14 protein-coding genes are annotated in these 15,428 nt (G+C 42.7%); 8 read left to right on the forward strand and 6 right to left on the reverse strand.

Translation table 11 applies throughout. From position 1 onward, the window contains the following. The first annotated feature begins 8 nt into the window (after positions 1-8). Complete coding sequence (locus ACP14V_RS08880) at positions 9-635, forward strand: FMN-dependent NADH-azoreductase (protein ID WP_272610235.1); 627 nt, start codon at positions 9-11, stop codon at positions 633-635. A gap of 92 nt (positions 636-727) precedes the next feature. Here ACP14V_RS08880 and ACP14V_RS08885 read toward each other — a convergent pair whose 3' ends face one another. Beyond that, on the reverse strand, positions 728-886 hold the full coding sequence (locus tag ACP14V_RS08885) for a hypothetical protein (protein ID WP_165357392.1): 159 nt from the start codon (positions 884-886) through the stop codon (positions 728-730). 147 nt (positions 887-1,033) lie between these two features. On the opposite strand from ACP14V_RS08885, the gene ACP14V_RS08890 reads away from it, so the two are divergent. Together ACP14V_RS08890 and ACP14V_RS08895 are read left to right on the forward strand one after the other, a co-directional pair. Beyond that, positions 1,034-1,252, forward strand: coding sequence for a helix-turn-helix domain-containing protein (locus ACP14V_RS08890; protein WP_129654367.1), 219 nt, complete (start codon positions 1,034-1,036; stop codon positions 1,250-1,252). A gap of 35 nt (positions 1,253-1,287) precedes the next feature. After that, a complete protein-coding gene (locus ACP14V_RS08895) occupies positions 1,288-2,058 on the forward strand; it encodes a hypothetical protein (protein ID WP_136567348.1) in 771 nt (256 codons plus the stop codon). Positions 2,059-2,061: 3 nt separating this feature from the next. Here ACP14V_RS08895 and ACP14V_RS08900 read toward each other — a convergent pair whose 3' ends face one another. The 3 genes from ACP14V_RS08900 to ACP14V_RS08910 form a co-directional block, all read right to left on the reverse strand. Beyond that, the gene (locus ACP14V_RS08900; RefSeq protein ID WP_129654369.1) at positions 2,062-3,321 is read right to left on the reverse strand and encodes an aminotransferase class I/II-fold pyridoxal phosphate-dependent enzyme; all 1,260 of its coding nucleotides are present in this window, start codon (positions 3,319-3,321) and stop codon (positions 2,062-2,064) included. Positions 3,322-3,446: 125 nt separating this feature from the next. Continuing rightward, positions 3,447-4,487 carry a PLP-dependent cysteine synthase family protein gene (locus ACP14V_RS08905; RefSeq protein ID WP_136567347.1) on the reverse strand — a complete coding sequence of 347 codons (1,041 nt, stop codon included), beginning with the start codon at positions 4,485-4,487 and terminating at the stop codon, positions 3,447-3,449. Between the two features lie 72 nt (positions 4,488-4,559). After that, complete coding sequence (locus tag ACP14V_RS08910) at positions 4,560-6,698, reverse strand: S9 family peptidase (protein WP_272610236.1); 2,139 nt, start codon at positions 6,696-6,698, stop codon at positions 4,560-4,562. A gap of 61 nt (positions 6,699-6,759) precedes the next feature. Between ACP14V_RS08910 and ACP14V_RS08915 the strand changes: the two genes are divergently transcribed. Continuing rightward, positions 6,760-7,086 (forward strand): YbaB/EbfC family nucleoid-associated protein, encoded by a 327-nt coding sequence (locus ACP14V_RS08915; protein ID WP_272610237.1) that lies wholly within the window; start codon positions 6,760-6,762, stop codon positions 7,084-7,086. A gap of 1 nt (position 7,087) precedes the next feature. Here the strand turns inward: ACP14V_RS08915 and ACP14V_RS08920 are convergent, their stop codons facing one another. Together ACP14V_RS08920 and ACP14V_RS08925 are read right to left on the reverse strand one after the other, a co-directional pair. Continuing rightward, the gene (locus tag ACP14V_RS08920) at positions 7,088-8,113 is read right to left on the reverse strand and encodes a threonine aldolase family protein (protein WP_272610238.1); all 1,026 of its coding nucleotides are present in this window, start codon (positions 8,111-8,113) and stop codon (positions 7,088-7,090) included. A gap of 12 nt (positions 8,114-8,125) precedes the next feature. Next, positions 8,126-10,528: a zinc-dependent metalloprotease gene (locus tag ACP14V_RS08925; RefSeq protein WP_272610239.1), complete on the reverse strand. Its 2,403-nt coding sequence runs from the start codon at positions 10,526-10,528 to the stop codon at positions 8,126-8,128. Between the two features lie 179 nt (positions 10,529-10,707). Between ACP14V_RS08925 and prfB the strand changes: the two genes are divergently transcribed. From prfB to ACP14V_RS08945, 4 genes are all read left to right on the forward strand, one after another. After that, a protein-coding gene (prfB, locus tag ACP14V_RS08930; protein ID WP_136567342.1) for a peptide chain release factor 2 occupies positions 10,708-11,803 on the forward strand; the annotation gives its coding sequence in 2 pieces (ribosomal slippage) (positions 10,708-10,770 and positions 10,772-11,803; 1,095 coding nt in all). 83 nt (positions 11,804-11,886) lie between these two features. Next, complete coding sequence (arsC, locus tag ACP14V_RS08935; protein WP_272610240.1) at positions 11,887-12,228, forward strand: arsenate reductase (glutaredoxin); 342 nt, start codon at positions 11,887-11,889, stop codon at positions 12,226-12,228. 83 nt (positions 12,229-12,311) lie between these two features. After that, positions 12,312-12,779, forward strand: a complete 468-nt coding sequence (locus ACP14V_RS08940) for a hypothetical protein (protein ID WP_272610241.1) — start codon at positions 12,312-12,314, stop codon at positions 12,777-12,779. Positions 12,780-12,880: 101 nt separating this feature from the next. Then, on the forward strand, positions 12,881-15,376 hold the full coding sequence (locus ACP14V_RS08945; RefSeq protein ID WP_272610242.1) for a TonB-dependent receptor domain-containing protein: 2,496 nt from the start codon (positions 12,881-12,883) through the stop codon (positions 15,374-15,376). Positions 15,377-15,428 lie beyond the last annotated feature (52 nt).

A 15,428-nucleotide genomic window follows, 5' to 3' on the forward strand; every position in this document is an offset into this window, starting at 1 on the left:
GAGAGCAAATGAAAAAAGTACTTATCATCAACGCCAGCGTGCGAAACGAAAGATCGCAGAGTAGACAACTTACACAACTGTTCTTGGACAATTGGCGAAAAAAGAATCCCGATGATTCCTTTACCCACAGGGAAGTGGGACTGGACGAAATCCCGCCCATTGATGAAAATTGGATTGCCAGTGCGTTTGTAAGGCCTGAAAACAGGGAGGAACAGAACCAAACTGGGGTTGCTTTGAGCAACATCCTCGTCAAGGAACTTCAAGAACATGATGTTTATGTCTTGGGAACTCCCATGTACAATTGGTCCATTCCCAGTGGTCTCAAGGCGTATATAGACCAGATCATGCGAATCAACGAGACTTGGAAATTCCGTTCGGGAAAGCCGGATGGGGATTATGTGGGACTATTGGAGAACAAAAAATTGTTCATCCTATCCACCCGGGGCGATACCGGATATGGGGAAAACGAGAAGAACGGGCACATGAACTTTCAGACCACGTATCTGAAATTTATCTTTGGGATGATGGGTGTTACCGATACCACCATCATTTCATTGGATAATGAGGAATTTGGAGGGGAAATCTTTGAAAAGTCGAAACAAAGAATCTATGAGCAAATCAACGCCATTCCCTAAAGTCATTTCAAAAATTTTGAGCATAAAGTGGACCATGGGGTTCACTTTTTTTTTGAAGGATTCCAGCAACACCTCCCGTATTGGAATGCCCCCTACTCCATCTTTGCAATCTGGTCCCGCAACCTTTGGTTGGCTTGGTGCAACAGTTCGTTCTGGTGTTTAATAATGCCCAAAAAGTCCTGAATCACGGTCAGGTTTTCTTGTTGGGTGCCAATAATGGCCTCAAGGTCAGATTTGGTGTATTTTTTCATTTGTAAAAAAGTTTAGAAATTCTATATTATAGTTCGAAAATCAAAACCAAGGTAATTACTTTCGGGAATAAATCAAAATTTTAGTTCAGATTTTCTAAACTAGAATATCATTCTGTTAAATTAGAGTATCGAAAATCAAAAATTATCATGACAGAATTAGGATTATTTTTATCCAAAAAGTCAGCTAGCAAGGCAGAAATCTCCAGAAAAACTGGCATCAGTAAATCAAGAATAAGTGAATTGACCCTTAACCCTTCTACCCAACTTCGGGCTTGGGAACTTTATCTGATTGCACTGGCGTTGGATGTAGACCCGGGAGAAATGTTTAAAGAAATGTATAAGGATCTCTCCTTAAAAAATGATTGAAAATTTAGTTCGCATACAGTTTTGAATTTGAATTAATGCACAAAATCATTCTTCTAATAAGCCTATTCATTCTCCAAAATTTGTTTGGGCAAGATGATTTTGAAAAAATCAAACTACACCTTCAATCGTTTGATTATGTACAAGAATTAAAATCTTTGCGAGGTAAAAAGTTTGGTTCCTTTGAAACTTTAGTCATTACTGATTTACTGAAAAGAAAGCTGGATTTCGGATATGAACACCATAGATATATTTTGTTGCCCGTCAGTGGAAATGAATTAAGATTAAATATTTTGGTCAAAAATGATTCAATCATTCATGGGTGGCTATCTTATTTTAATAGTGTAAAAAAACGGCATTCCCATATTAGCGAATTTAAAAGTGACCCAATTGTTGTTGAGGATTATGTTCATCGGCACAATAAATTTTATAAATCAAAGCTAGGTGTTATTGATTTCCAAGAACAACTTATAGAAGAGTACCTAGTAGGTTTTGGGTGTGGTTATACCGGAAGAGACACCTCTCCAAAAACCAAAGAATCAATGGGGTGGGTCAAACAAAGGAAAAAGCACAAATTGAATGGGAATTTGATTTCATTTTCCCCCGAACTGCAAACTCTTGGAGCAATGGGGCTTATGTCACTGAACAAACTCAATGACGAACAAAATCGAATAATTCAACATTTGCTACAACGAAATTCAGTAATCAATAGCTGTTTGGCCGATATTTACGGGATGGGCGAAACGTTTTCGGAAAGAATAAACCGAAACAATAATAAAACCCTCAAAACTTTATTTAATATTAAATAAAGCTTACTCCCCCATCGCAGCCGCTACGGCAGCAGAAAGTCTTTTGTAGGTACCGTTTTCCAATCGTTCCCTAATGGATGAAAAGGCATCCAAGGTCTCTGCAATATCCTGTAGGGTATGGGTGGCCGTTGGGATCAATCGCAACAATATCAATCCTTTTGGGATAACCGGATATACCACAATGGAACAGAAAATACCGTGGTTTTCACGCAAATCCTTTACCAAGGCCATGGCCTCTGGGATACTTCCGTTCAAATAGACCGGGGTAACACAGCTACTGGTGGTTCCCAAATCAAAACCACGCTCGCGAAGTCCGTTTTGTAGGGCATTTACATTTTCCCACAGTTTGGCCTTGAGCTCTGGTCTGGAACGAAGCATGTCCAATCGCTTCAATGCCCCTTTCACGTAGACCATGGGCAGCGATTTGGCGAACATTTGCGATCTTAGGTTGTATTTAAGGTATTCTATGATTTCTTTGTCGGCAGCCACAAAAGCCCCGATACCTGCCATGGATTTGGCAAAAGTGGCCAAGTATACGTCGATCTCGTCCTGTACACCTTGCTCCTCTCCTGCTCCGGCCCCGGTTTTACCAAGGGTTCCAAAGCCGTGGGCATCGTCCACCAACAAACGGAACTGGAATTTTTTCTTCAGCTCCACAATTTCTTTAAGGATTCCCTGCTCTCCGCGCATTCCAAACACCCCTTCGGAAATTACAAGGATACCACCACCGGTCTCGTTGGCCAATTTGGTGGCACGTTCCAGGTTTTTCTCCAAACTCTCTGGGTCGTTGTGCTTAAATGTGAAGCGTTTGCCCATGTGCAAGCGCACCCCATCAATAATACAGGCGTGGCAATCCACATCATAGACAATAATATCGTCTTTGGCCACCAAGGCGTCTATCACTGACATAAATCCTTGGTACCCGAAGTTCAACAAATAAGAGGCTTCCTTATGAACGAATTCGGCAAGCTCCTTTTCCAATTGCTCATGGTAATCGGTATGGCCACTCATCATACGGGCGCCCATGGGATAGGCGGCACCGTGCTCGTAGGCGGCGTCCCCATCAACTTTTTTGATCTCTGGTAGATTGGCAAGCCCCAAGTAGTCATTGATACTCCACGTTATCACATCCTTTCCTTGGAATTTCATTCGATTTGAGATGGGTCCTTCCAGCTTCGGGAATACAAAATACCCTTCTGCCTGCGATGCCCATTTCCCTAGAGGTCCTTTGTTTTCAATGATCCTATCAAATAAATCTTTCATCTACCTTAAAATTGATTGAACTGCAAAAGTATAGATTTTTACGAAGTACGCACAACGAAATTTTTATACAAAAAAACGACAATGAAATCATTGCCGTCTTTATTTAGGTTATGCGGTACATCTTACTACTTAATGTATTCTATTTTTTCTGGTACCTCGGCATTTTGGATATCAAAAAAGCCTTGGTTTTCCATCCATTCATTACTGTAAACCTTGCTCATATAACGTGAGCCGTGGTCTGGGAAGATAACCACCACATTGCTGTCCTCGGTAAATTCACCTTCGGTGTTCAACTGGAACAGTGCCTGCATGGCGGCCCCACTGGTATAGCCTACGAACATCCCTTCGGTATGGGCTATTTTTCGGGCCATATGGGCACTTTCACCATCGGTAACCTTTACATAACGGTCTATACTGTTAAAATCCGTGGCTGTAGGAATAAGGTTTTTTCCCAAACCTTCAATACGATAGGGATATACCTCATTATGATCGAACTCTCCGGTTTCGTGGTATTTTTTAAGTACGGAACCATAGGCATCCACACCCAAAATCCTCACATTGGGGTTCTGTTCCTTCAAATACCGTGCAATCCCGGAAATGGTTCCCCCTGTACCGCTACAAGCCACCAAATGGGTGATGTTCCCGTTGGTCTGCTCCCAAATCTCCGGCCCAGTGGTCTGATAATGGGCCTCGATATTGAGTTCGTTGAAATACTGGTTGATATAAATGGAGTTCTCGGTTTCTTGGTGAAGACGTTTGGCCACTTCGTAATATGAACGTGGATCGTCTGCGCTAACGTGGGCAGGGCATACATATACCTTGGCACCCATGGAACGCAACATATCTATCTTATCGGGCGATGATTTTGAACTCACGGCCAAAATACAATCATACCCTTTTACTATACTGACCATGGCCAAGCTAAAGCCTGTGTTGCCCGATGTGGTTTCAATAATAGTACTTCCTGGCTTAAGGATTCCCTTGCGTTCAGCCTCCTCAATGATATGGACGGCTATACGGTCCTTGGAGGAATGTCCTGGATTAAAGGACTCCAACTTGGCATAAAAGTTTCCGGTTAGGGGAGCTGCAATGGTGTTAAGCTTAACTAAGGGGGTATTTCCAATTAGGTCAAGGATACTGCTGTGCGCATTTATCTGTTTCTTCATAACTGGTATTAGGTAAGGGACAAATTAGCGATATTTCACCAAAAGTCCGGCACAAAAGTAACATTTTTATTTTTAAAAGGCTTTTCCTTCAAGATCTAAAATAAACACATAATCCTTCACCGTCTCACGTAAAGCCTCGAACCTACCGGATGCCCCACCGTGCCCGGCATCCATGTTGGTATCCAAAAACAATAGGTTATCATCTGTTTTATAGTCTCTTAGCTTGGCCACCCATTTAGCTGGTTCCCAATACTGTACTTGTGAGTCGTGCAGTCCTGTGGTAACATAAAGATTGGGATAATCTTTGGCCTCCACATTGTCGTAAGGTGAATAGGATTTTATGTAATCGTAGTATTCTTTGTCATTTGGATTTCCCCATTCGTCATATTCTCCTGTGGTCAAAGGAATGGTATCGTCCAACATGGTAGTGACCACATCCACAAAAGGCACTGAGGCAATGACTCCGTTGTAAAGTTCCGGGGCCATATTTACGATAGCGCCCATCAACAAACCTCCTGCGGAGCCACCACTGGCATACAAATGTTCTGGACTGGTATATTTTTTCTCAATCAGAAATTGGGAACAGGCTATAAAATCGGTGAAAGTGTTCTTTTTGTGAAGCATTTTACCATCATCGTACCAAGGTCTTCCCAAATACTCCCCTCCCCTTACATGGGCAATGGCAAAAATGAAACCCCTATCCAACAAACTCAACCGTACGGATGAAAAATAAGGGTCAATGGTACTCCCATAAGAACCGTAAGCGTATTGCAACAACGGACTGGTGCCATCCAGGGGAGTATCTTTTCTATACACCAAGGAAATGGGTACTTTTTTTCCATCCGATGCTGTAGCCCATAAGCGTTCTGTGGTGTAATTGGCCTTATCAAACTTACCGCCAAGGACTTCTTGTTCTTTCAAAACCTTTTTGGTCCTGGTCTGCATGTTGAAATCGATGACAGCATAGGGTGCCCCCATCTCATTGTAGTAATATCGGAGTTCGTTGGTATCAAAATCCAAGTTTACCGAAGGTCCAGCTACATAGGTTTCGCTGTCAAAAGGCAAATAATAGCTGTCCGTACCGTCCCAACGGGAGATTTTGAGCTGGTTGAGTCCATTCTCCCGCTCGGAAAGCACATAATAATCCCTAAAAATTTCGGCATCTTCCAACAATACATCCTCACGATGTGGGATAAACTCTTCCCAATGTTCCGATGAAGTCTGGCCTTCACTGACTTTCATCAGTTTAAAATTGGTGGCATTGTCCTTATTGGTAAGGACATAAAAATTGCCTTCGTAGTGCGAAATGGAATACTCCACACCCAAATTACGGGGCGAAAATATCTTGAAATCCCCATTGGGGTCATCGGCATTCAAAATTTGGTATTCCGAGGTAAGCGTGCTCACCGAACCGATCACAATAAATTTTCGGGACTTGGTCTTATAAACAAAGGTATTGTAGGTATCATCCTCTTCATGGAACACCAAAACATCTTCTGCTGAGGAAGTCCCCAATACATGCTTGAAAATTTTGTCCGAACGCAATGTTACAGGGTCCTTTTTGGTATAAAACAAGGTTTTGCCATCATTGGCCCAAACTGAGCTCCCTGTGGTATTCTCTATAATATCCGGAAAGATTTCACCGGTTTGGAGGTTCTTTATCTGAATGTTGTACTGTCTTCTCGAAACCGTATCCGTGGCAAAAGCAGCCAAGGTATTGTCGGGGCTTATGGTAACGCCTTTTAGGTTAAAGTACTCGTGGCCTTCGGCCATCTGGTTACCGTCGAACATGAGTTCCTCCTCGGCCTCCAAACTTTCTTTTTTACGCGAGAAAATGGGGTATTCCTTTCCTTCCTCGTAACGGGTAATGTACCAGTAGCCATTCAACTTGTAGGGTACAGAGGAGTCGTCTTCCTTGATTCGGGATTTGATTTCCTGAAACAGCGTCTCTTGGAACTCCTTCGTATGGGCCGTCATCTGTTGGTAATACTCATTTTCGGCATTCAGGTAATCGATCACGTCCTGATCTTCCCTATTGTTCATCCAGTAATAATCATCGGTCCGCACATCACCGTGTTTCTCCAGTTTTGTCGGTTTCTTTTGGGCCACCGGGGGTTGTATACTCATGGATTCTTGTTTGTTATTTTGGCAAGAGCCTGCAAAAATAAGGCATAAAATCAGAATAATAACGTGTGTTTTGATGGGTGCCATAAGTTTTGATTTCCTACAATGTATTACTTTTGAAGTCATTTACAACTAAAAAATTGCGACTATGTTTGGAGATTTAATGGGTATGATGGGAAAATTGAAGGAGACCCAGAAAAAGGTTGAAGCCACCAAAGAGCGTTTGAACACCGTATTGATTGATGAAGCATCCGCCGATGGCCTTTTAAAAGTAACCCTTACCGCAAATAGGGAAATAAAATCCATTAGTGTGGACGATTCTTTGTTGGAAGACAAGGAGCAACTGAAAGATTATTTGGTGTTCACCCTAAATAAGGCTATTGCCAAAGCTACCCAGATCAATGAAACCGAATTGGCTGCCGTGGCCAAAGAAGGCATGCCCAACATCCCAGGAATGGATTCTTTTATGAAATAAGCTATCCTATTTTTTTCAAAATAGTAAGGAAGTGGTCGTGCATGGCATCCGTATAGTCCAAATGGGTGACAATACGCAGCTTTCCCTGCCCCATTCCAATGATGGATATCTGGTTTTCTTCCAGCTTTTTCAAGAAATCCGGGGATGACATTTGGGATTCATCCAACTCAAAGATGATGATGTTGGTCTCTATGGGCTCCACTTTTTTGATAAAGTCCAGCTTAGAGAGAACTTTTCCGATTTCGGCTGCTTTTTTGTGGTCGTCCGCCAATCGGTCAATATGGTGGTCCATGGCATAGATTCCTGCTGCGGCCAGAAAACCGGCTTGACGCATTCCCCCACCCAGAACTTTACGAACGCGAAGCGCCTTTGCAATGGTTTCGGAATCGCCTACCAATACAGAACCTACAGGACAGCCCATTCCCTTGCTCAAGCACACGCTAATGGTATCAAAAAGGGCTCCGTAGCTTTTTGGGTCCTCTTTCTTGGCCACCAAGGCATTCCACAATCGGGCACCATCCAAATGGTATTTGAGATGGTGTTCGTCACAAACCTTTCTGATTTTTTGAAGTTCGGTAAAATCCCAACAGGCTCCCCCACCCTTGTTGGTGGTATTCTCGATACAAACCAAAGAGGTCAAGGGACTGTGGTAGAAATCTGGAGGATTTATGGAGGCTTCCACCTGTTCGGCCGTCATCATCCCTCGATGCCCATCCACCAATCTACAACTTACCCCACTATTAAAGCTTACTCCACCTCCTTCATAATTAAAGACATGGGCATATTTATCACTGATCAATTGCTCACCGGGTTGGGTATGGAGTTTTATGGCCGTTTGGTTAGCCATGGTGCCACTGGGAAAGAATAAAGCAGCTTCTTTGCCAAAATAGTTGGCCACTTTTTCTTCCAACGCATTTACCGTGGGGTCGTTTTTAAAAACATCATCCCCTACTTTGGCAGCCAACATGGTTGCCAACATTCCCGCTGTAGGCCGGGTAACCGTATCACTGATCAGATTGATTTCCATTAAAATCGAGGTCTAGTTCATACAATCCATTCCAATGGGAGATCCATCTGGAATTTTCGGAGTAGGTATCAATTTAAAATTTTCGGGCTTGTCCAAAAAGGCATCAATTCGTCGAACCATTTCTATAGCAATGGCTGTTTTTTCACCTCCGAGCAAGGAAGCCTTGAGATTTTTAAGGGATTCATGGGCAATGGCATTTACCTGAGGATGCACCGCATCATGGGCGGCCAAATTCATGATATGGTACAACACCCGAAAATTAATGGTCTGCTGTACTTCATCCAAATAAGTGTCGCGGTTAGAGGCTCCGATGGTATTCTTTATCGTTTCCTCCAAAACTTCTGAAAGTCCCAATTGGTTTTTGTCCAAACTCTTTTGCTGAATCAATCTAGAGGCACGTTCCGGGTGCAATAAAAGTCCCAAGGTCATGTCAGCAGCAGTTTCGGCAGCGGAAAGGGCATCAAAGCTCACCCCTGTTCTACCATTGAACGATTCCCGGGTTCTCGAATATCCAATAGCTCTGGGCGGAAAGAGATCTAATTTATCCTGTGGAATGGCAATTACTTTGGCATCCAAGGTTTCCAATATGGATTCCAATGCTTGCTCCTGTACCGCTTCGTTCACCATATGGACTGTCCGCTGTCCGTCACCCTTGGTGGCGTAATTGTAATCCAGTCCACCTACAAGCTTGGAAACTGCTTCCGTTTGATAACGGTGGAAGAAATACAAGGGGGCAAACACATCTTCCAAAACTGAATTAGGCTCGCCAGAACGGATGTTATCCATGGAAAAATTGTTGATGGCCGTTTTTCTGATCTGCAATACGTTTTCCAATTCTTGGCTGGCACTCTTACCGTTGTCCCACAAGTGGGCCAAGGCATGGGCACCTCCGGTTGGTCTTGCATCTTGATCGGATATATAGCGCAAACCATCATCTTGGGCCTTTTTTAAGATGGCATTCAAGGCTGCTTTTTCATCAGTGCCCTTTGGGAAATCGGAGTAGGAATAGGCCACGGTCACTTTGTCCCACTCCCCTATGCCCGTGTCATAGGCGTTGGAGAAATCTATGGTGCTTCCTTTCAGTTCAAACTGGGGATGGGGATAGTCCATCACCGAAGCCCTGTCATTGGTACTTGCCGCAAAATTATGGGCAAAGCCAAGGGTATGGCCTATTTCATGGGCAGAAAGCTGTCGGATTCGGGCCAAAGCCATGTTCAGCATGGGCTGGTAATTGTCGTCCCGCTCTGCAAACGGTTGATTCATCAAGGCTTGCGCAATTAAAAAGTCCTGACGGATGCGCAGACTTCCCAAGCTCACATGTCCCTTTATAATCTCTCCTGTACGTGGGTCAGTGACACTGCTGCCATAGCTCCAACCCCTTGTTGAACGGTGTACCCATTGGATCACATTATAGCGGACATCCAAAGGATCAGCATCATCTGGCAATACTTTTAACTGAAACGCGTCTTTGTAACCAATGGCTTCAAAGGCTTGGTTCCACCACCTTCCACCTTCCAAAAGAGCAGAACGAACGGGTTCTGGGGTCCCATTGTCCAGATAGTATATGATAGGTTCCACAGCTTCACTGACCGGAGCACTTGGGTTTTTCTTTTCCAATCGGTGGCGGGTCACAAATCGTTTTAAAATGGACTCTTGGACCGGAGTGGCATAATCATAATATGAAAAGGGGTATGAACCACTACGTGGGTCGAACTCTCTCTTTTGATACTTATCATCTGGCAATTCAATCAGTGAGTGGTGTTGTGCTACAGTGACCAAACTTGGGTTGGGGGTCACGGATTGAATCCAGCTCCCCGAAGGGGTTCCTTCAAAGGTGAGAATGGCATCAAACTCCACATTTTTTGGAAAAGCCTTGGTGCGTTCAAAATCCAATGCGCTTTTGGATTTGTCCAAGCCATAGGAACCCTGCTTTGTATTCTTAAGCCTGTTGGCTACACCATGGGCATCTCGCATCAAAAATTCAGTGAAATCTATTAAATAGCTTCCTTTGGACTCTTCTTCAATCTTAAATCCATGCAATACGGATTTGGCAAAAGCCTGCTCCACAGATTTCCGTTCCAGATTGTTTTGCGTAATGGCCCTGTATTCCAAATTGGGCTGTACCAATAACAGTTTATTACCTGCTTTTTTAAAAAAGACCACCTGTTCGTTCCCGAGTTGTCCGCGATCCAGACCAATATCGTTGCTTCCTATTCCACTGCTCAGGGCATACACATAAAGGAATTCCTTATCCAAATCATTGACTTCCAAATATATTTTATCCGATTTATCGTCATAATAGAAGTTGAAGTATCCATTGAATTTTTGAAAGTCCTTTGTCTTATCAAATGTTTGCGCGTTTAACATTGCACAGAAAGCGTACAATATTGCGAATAGGGTAATGCTTTTCTTCATAATGGCATGGAATTGGACCTAAAAGTATGTATTTCATTTTTAAAAAACATATGAAAAGTCTTTTTAAAATATTGGATGTGAGATGGGTTCGTTGGTTGAAAAATGGGTGCCGGCTTACCAATCAAGTTTGATTCAATTATATTCCAAAAGAAGTTTATTTTTGTGCGAAAGTTAAGTATATGACCACTACAGATCAGCAAAAAGATCTTATTGAGCGCCTTGGTGCGTTAAGGAGGTATCTTTGACATTGATGCCAAACTTATAGAAATAGAGAACGAGGAAGAAAAAACCTTGGCTCCTAGTTTTTGGGACAATCCACAAGAAGCCCAAAAACAAATGCAAGTCCTAAAATCCAAAAAGAAATGGGTAGAAGATTTTGATTCTGCCAAGACTTTGATTGGTGATTTGGAGGTTTTGATGGAGTTTCAACAAGCTGGTGAGGTTTCCGAGGATGAAGTGGCGCAACAATACAGTAAAGCAGTATTGGCCATCGAAAATTTAGAGTTCAAGAACATGCTTTCCGATGAAGGCGATGAGCTTACTGCTGTGCTCCAGATAACCGCAGGAGCGGGTGGTACAGAGAGTTGTGACTGGGCCTCCATGCTTATGCGGATGTATCTCATGTGGGCCGAAAAGAACGGCTACAAAGTCAAGGAACTCAACTACCAAGAGGGTGATGTTGCCGGGATAAAGACCGTGACTTTGGAGATTGATGGCGAATATGCCTTTGGTTGGCTCAAAGGTGAAAATGGGGTGCATCGTTTGGTGCGCATCTCCCCTTTTGACAGTAATGCCAAACGCCACACCTCATTTGCTTCGGTCTATGTGTACCCTTTGGTGGATGATACCATTGAAATTGAGATCAACCCTTCGGATATTGAAATCACAACCGCTCGTTCAAGCGGCGCAGGTGGACAGAATGTAAACAAGGTAGAGACCAAGGTCCAATTGGTACACAAACCCACGGGGATACAGATTTCCTGTTCCGATTCACGCTCGCAACACGATAACAGGGCCACGGCATTAAAAATGTTGAAATCGCAGTTGTATGAAATAGAGCTTCGGAAGAAACAAGAGGCCCGGGCCGAGATAGAATCCTCCAAAATGAAAATTGAATGGGGGTCGCAAATCCGTAATTATGTGATGCATCCCTATAAATTGGTCAAAGATGTGCGCACCGGGGAAGAAACCGGAAACGTGGATGCCGTTATGGATGGGGACATTAGTGCTTTCTTGAAAGCCTATCTGATGATGATGGGGCAAAAAGAGGAATAGTTTTTGAAGCTGTTTTTAAAATACATTATATAATTATCAGACATCAGAAATCCGAGAACCAAGAACCGAGAACCAATAAAAAGATGATCAAAATATATCACAATCCAAGATGTAGAAAATCCAGAGAAGGATTGGAACTTTTGGAGAACACAGGAAAAGAATTTGAAATAGTAAAGTATTTGGAAGACATCCCTTCCGAAGATGAGCTAAGGGAAATTTTAGGATTTCTTGGGATGTCCCCATTGGAGCTTGTCCGTAAAAGTGAAGCCATTTGGAAGGAAAATTATAAAGGGAAAGAACTTTCCGATGATGAAATCATTGCTGCCATGGTGGAGCATCCAAAGCTTATTGAGCGACCTATTATAATCAATGGAAAGAAAGCCGTTGTTGGTAGACCAGCTGAAAAAATCAATACCTTGCTATAGAATTGATGCTCAGAGGTATTTATATCAACATTAGCATAGAAAAGGCATAACATTTGCTATTTTTGAAAATTGAATCGACTGTCATGAAAAAAGTGCATACTCTAAGTATTCTCACCCTATTGATAGGATTACTTTTTACAAGTGAGACTTTTGCCCAATATGGATATGGGTCGCCCTATGGAAACCGATATGGTAGAAGGCAAAGTACACTTCCCCAAGTACATGATACCCCAAAAAAGGAGGATCCTCCAACCGCTGAGGAAATCGTAGACGGACAAATGCCTTCCATTACTGAAGCTTTAGGTCTCAACCCTTTTGAAGAAGCCGTTGTAAGAACCACTTTGCTGCAATCTGTTCAGCAAAGGATTGAGCTACAAATCTTGGGATTGGAGCCGCTAAAAGCCAAAGAAGAATACGAGAAGATCGAAAAAAGACAGAACGAGGAACTAAAGTCCGGCCTTCCAGAAGACAAGTACAACGCTTTTATGGAACTACAGGAAAACAGCTTCAAGTCCAAAAAGAAAAAGAAGAAGAAAAAGAAAAAAGATTAACAAAACCTTAAGGTCATTGACGGGCCCATTTCTGCTGTTGGCAGATATTAATTTTAGTTCTTCTGAATTTCCTGCCAAATTTGATGATCTAAAACCAAGCTATGCACAGGATCATTGTCCCGTTGTTATTATTGACCATTTTTACCACTAGTGCCCAAACAAGGCCAAACCAAAATTCCATTACCATTTCTGGGAAAGTAGTTGATCAAGACTCAGGCCAACCTTTGGAGTACGCAACTTTTGTATTGCAAGATGCGAACAGTCCAGATAAGGTAACTGGAGGAATCACCGATTTGGATGGAAAATTTGAGGTACAGACCTCACCAGGGCAATATAATATTCGGGTGGAATATATCTCCTATAAAACTTTTTCGCGCACCAACCAAAGCTACAACAGTTCCACTAATTTGGGGGCCATTGTATTGGCACCCGATGTTGCACAACTCCAAGAAGTTGAAGTAGTGGGTGAAAAAACTACTGTTGAAATCCGGTTGGACAAAAAAGTTTACAATATTGGTAAAGATATCACGACCAGTGGTGGAAACGTGAGTGATGCCCTCAACAATATCCCCTCCGTTTCTGTGGATGTAGAAGGGGCAATAAGCTTGCGTGGTAATGAAAACGTACGGATATTGATCAACGGAAAACCCTCCGCATTGGCAGGATTTGGTTCTACCGATGCTCTCCGCCAATTACCCGCAGATGCCATTGAAAAAGTAGAGGTCATTACCAGTCCTTCCGCCCGATATGATGCCGAAGGTACAGCTGGTATCCTGAATATTGTTCTCAAAAAGGAAAAGACCTTGGGTATCAACGGTTCGATCAATACCTCAATAGGGATACCTTTCAATGCACAGGTCACCACCAATTTCAATTTGCGTACCGAAAAGTTCAACATATTCAACACCTTGGGGTATTTTCATCGGGAATCGCCCGGAGGAGGTTTGTTTGACAATACCTATTCTGAGGGTGAGTTTGACCGAATCATCGAGGATCGTGATATAAGCAGAAATGATGACGGTTTCAACATGAATATAGGTATGGAGTACTTCCTTACCGACAAATCTTCTGTTACCGGTAGTTTTTTCTATCGCATTGCCGATGAAAACGATCTTACCGAAAACGACAACCAACGTTTTATAGGTGAGGATTTGGCCAGTAGCACCTATCGGAGTGAGGATCAAGCAGAAGATGACAGCAGCTATCAAGTAGCTCTAAATTATACCAACAACATTAATGATGATGGGCATAAGTTGACTGCAGATTTCCAATATTCATATGATGACGAATCCATATTTACGGAAATCCAAGAAAACAATGTAATCCCAAACACCGACTTGCTGGCCTTGGAAAATATCTTTGAAGCAGAGACCCAAGACGATATCTTGGCACAAATAGATTATGTGCTTCCGATTGGTGATGCACAGTTTGAAGCTGGTTATCGTGGAAATTTTGAAAAAGAGGTCAATGATTACCAATTGGATACCCTGAACCAAGGTACTGGAGAATTTGAAACCAACCGGGATTTGACCAACACATTTACTTATCATGAAAACGTAAATGCACTATATACCCAATACGGAAACAAATTTGGTAAGTTCTCTTTCTTGATGGGGCTTCGATTGGAGAATACACAGATGAAGGGCAGTGTAGATTCTGAAATAGACAGTCAGGCTCTGGAAGAAATTGTTGGTGCAGATGTTGATCTTAATTTTGATAAAAACTATCTCGGATTGTTCCCCACCGTAAACCTGATTTATGAACTTTCGGAAACAGAGAACATTTCCTTGGGGTATAACCGTAGGATCAATAGGCCTAGGGGTTGGTTCATCAATCCATTTCCCTCACGTTCCAGTAGAACCAATGTTTTTCAAGGAAATCCAGATTTAAACCCTGCTTTTGCCAATGCTTTTGATTTGGGCTATTTAAAGAGATGGGGGAAACTCACATTTACTTCCTCGATTTATTATCAAAGGGAAACCGATTCTTTTGAGTGGGTAAGGGAAGAAACTGGTGAAGTGACCTCGGATGGTATTCGGATTATCCGTTCCATCCCGATCAACCTTTCCACCAATGAGCGTGTTGGTGCCGAGGCTGGGATGATATATAATCCAGCAAAATGGGTGCGACTGAATAGCAGTTTGAACTTTTTTAGGTTCAGCTCCGAAGGAACGTTCAACAGTGTGGACTATGGTGCCGAAAACACCAGTTGGTTTGCCCGTTTCAGTTCTAAATTCACTCTACCCGCCAAAATAGACCTACAGGCCAATTCCTTCTATATGGGACCACGACAAAATGCCCAAACAGAAACCAAGGGTATGTTCTCCATGAACTTGGCCATGAGCAAGGACCTTTTTAAGGAAAACGCCACAATATCTTTGAACGTAAGCGATGTGTTCAATTCCAGAAAGCGACAGTCCTTCACAGAAACGGCATTCTTTACTTCGGATAGCGAGTTTCAATGGAGAAAAAGACAGGTAAACCTATCATTTATATACAGATTTAACCAGCCCAAGGAGAAAAGACAGGGCAACCGGCCCAATGGTGATGGCGGTGGTGAAGAGGAAGGAGAGTTTAAAGCGGGAGGAAATTCCTAAGCTGGGACAAAAAAAAGAAGCCAATTTGGCTTCTTTTTTTTAATCGTCTTTT

Origin of the sequence: Flagellimonas alvinocaridis (assembly GCF_965248585.1) — a bacterium.
Taxonomy (GTDB): Bacteria; Bacteroidota; Bacteroidia; order Flavobacteriales; family Flavobacteriaceae; genus Flagellimonas; species Flagellimonas alvinocaridis.

Coding starts and splice junctions, on each gene's coding strand:
- ACP14V_RS08880 (WP_272610235.1), top strand. CDS start 9: ATGAAAAAAGTACTTATCATCAACGCCAGCGTGCGAAACGAAAGATCG.
- ACP14V_RS08885 (WP_165357392.1), bottom strand. CDS start 886: ATGAAAAAATACACCAAATCTGACCTTGAGGCCATTATTGGCACCCAA.
- ACP14V_RS08890 (WP_129654367.1), top strand. CDS start 1,034: ATGACAGAATTAGGATTATTTTTATCCAAAAAGTCAGCTAGCAAGGCA.
- ACP14V_RS08895 (WP_136567348.1), top strand. CDS start 1,288: ATGCACAAAATCATTCTTCTAATAAGCCTATTCATTCTCCAAAATTTG.
- ACP14V_RS08900 (WP_129654369.1), bottom strand. CDS start 3,321: ATGAAAGATTTATTTGATAGGATCATTGAAAACAAAGGACCTCTAGGG.
- ACP14V_RS08905 (WP_136567347.1), bottom strand. CDS start 4,487: ATGAAGAAACAGATAAATGCGCACAGCAGTATCCTTGACCTAATTGGA.
- ACP14V_RS08910 (WP_272610236.1), bottom strand. CDS start 6,698: ATGGCACCCATCAAAACACACGTTATTATTCTGATTTTATGCCTTATT.
- ACP14V_RS08915 (WP_272610237.1), top strand. CDS start 6,760: ATGTTTGGAGATTTAATGGGTATGATGGGAAAATTGAAGGAGACCCAG.
- ACP14V_RS08920 (WP_272610238.1), bottom strand. CDS start 8,113: ATGGAAATCAATCTGATCAGTGATACGGTTACCCGGCCTACAGCGGGA.
- ACP14V_RS08925 (WP_272610239.1), bottom strand. CDS start 10,528: ATGAAGAAAAGCATTACCCTATTCGCAATATTGTACGCTTTCTGTGCA.
- arsC (WP_272610240.1), top strand. CDS start 11,887: ATGATCAAAATATATCACAATCCAAGATGTAGAAAATCCAGAGAAGGA.
- ACP14V_RS08940 (WP_272610241.1), top strand. CDS start 12,312: ATGAAAAAAGTGCATACTCTAAGTATTCTCACCCTATTGATAGGATTA.
- ACP14V_RS08945 (WP_272610242.1), top strand. CDS start 12,881: ATGCACAGGATCATTGTCCCGTTGTTATTATTGACCATTTTTACCACT.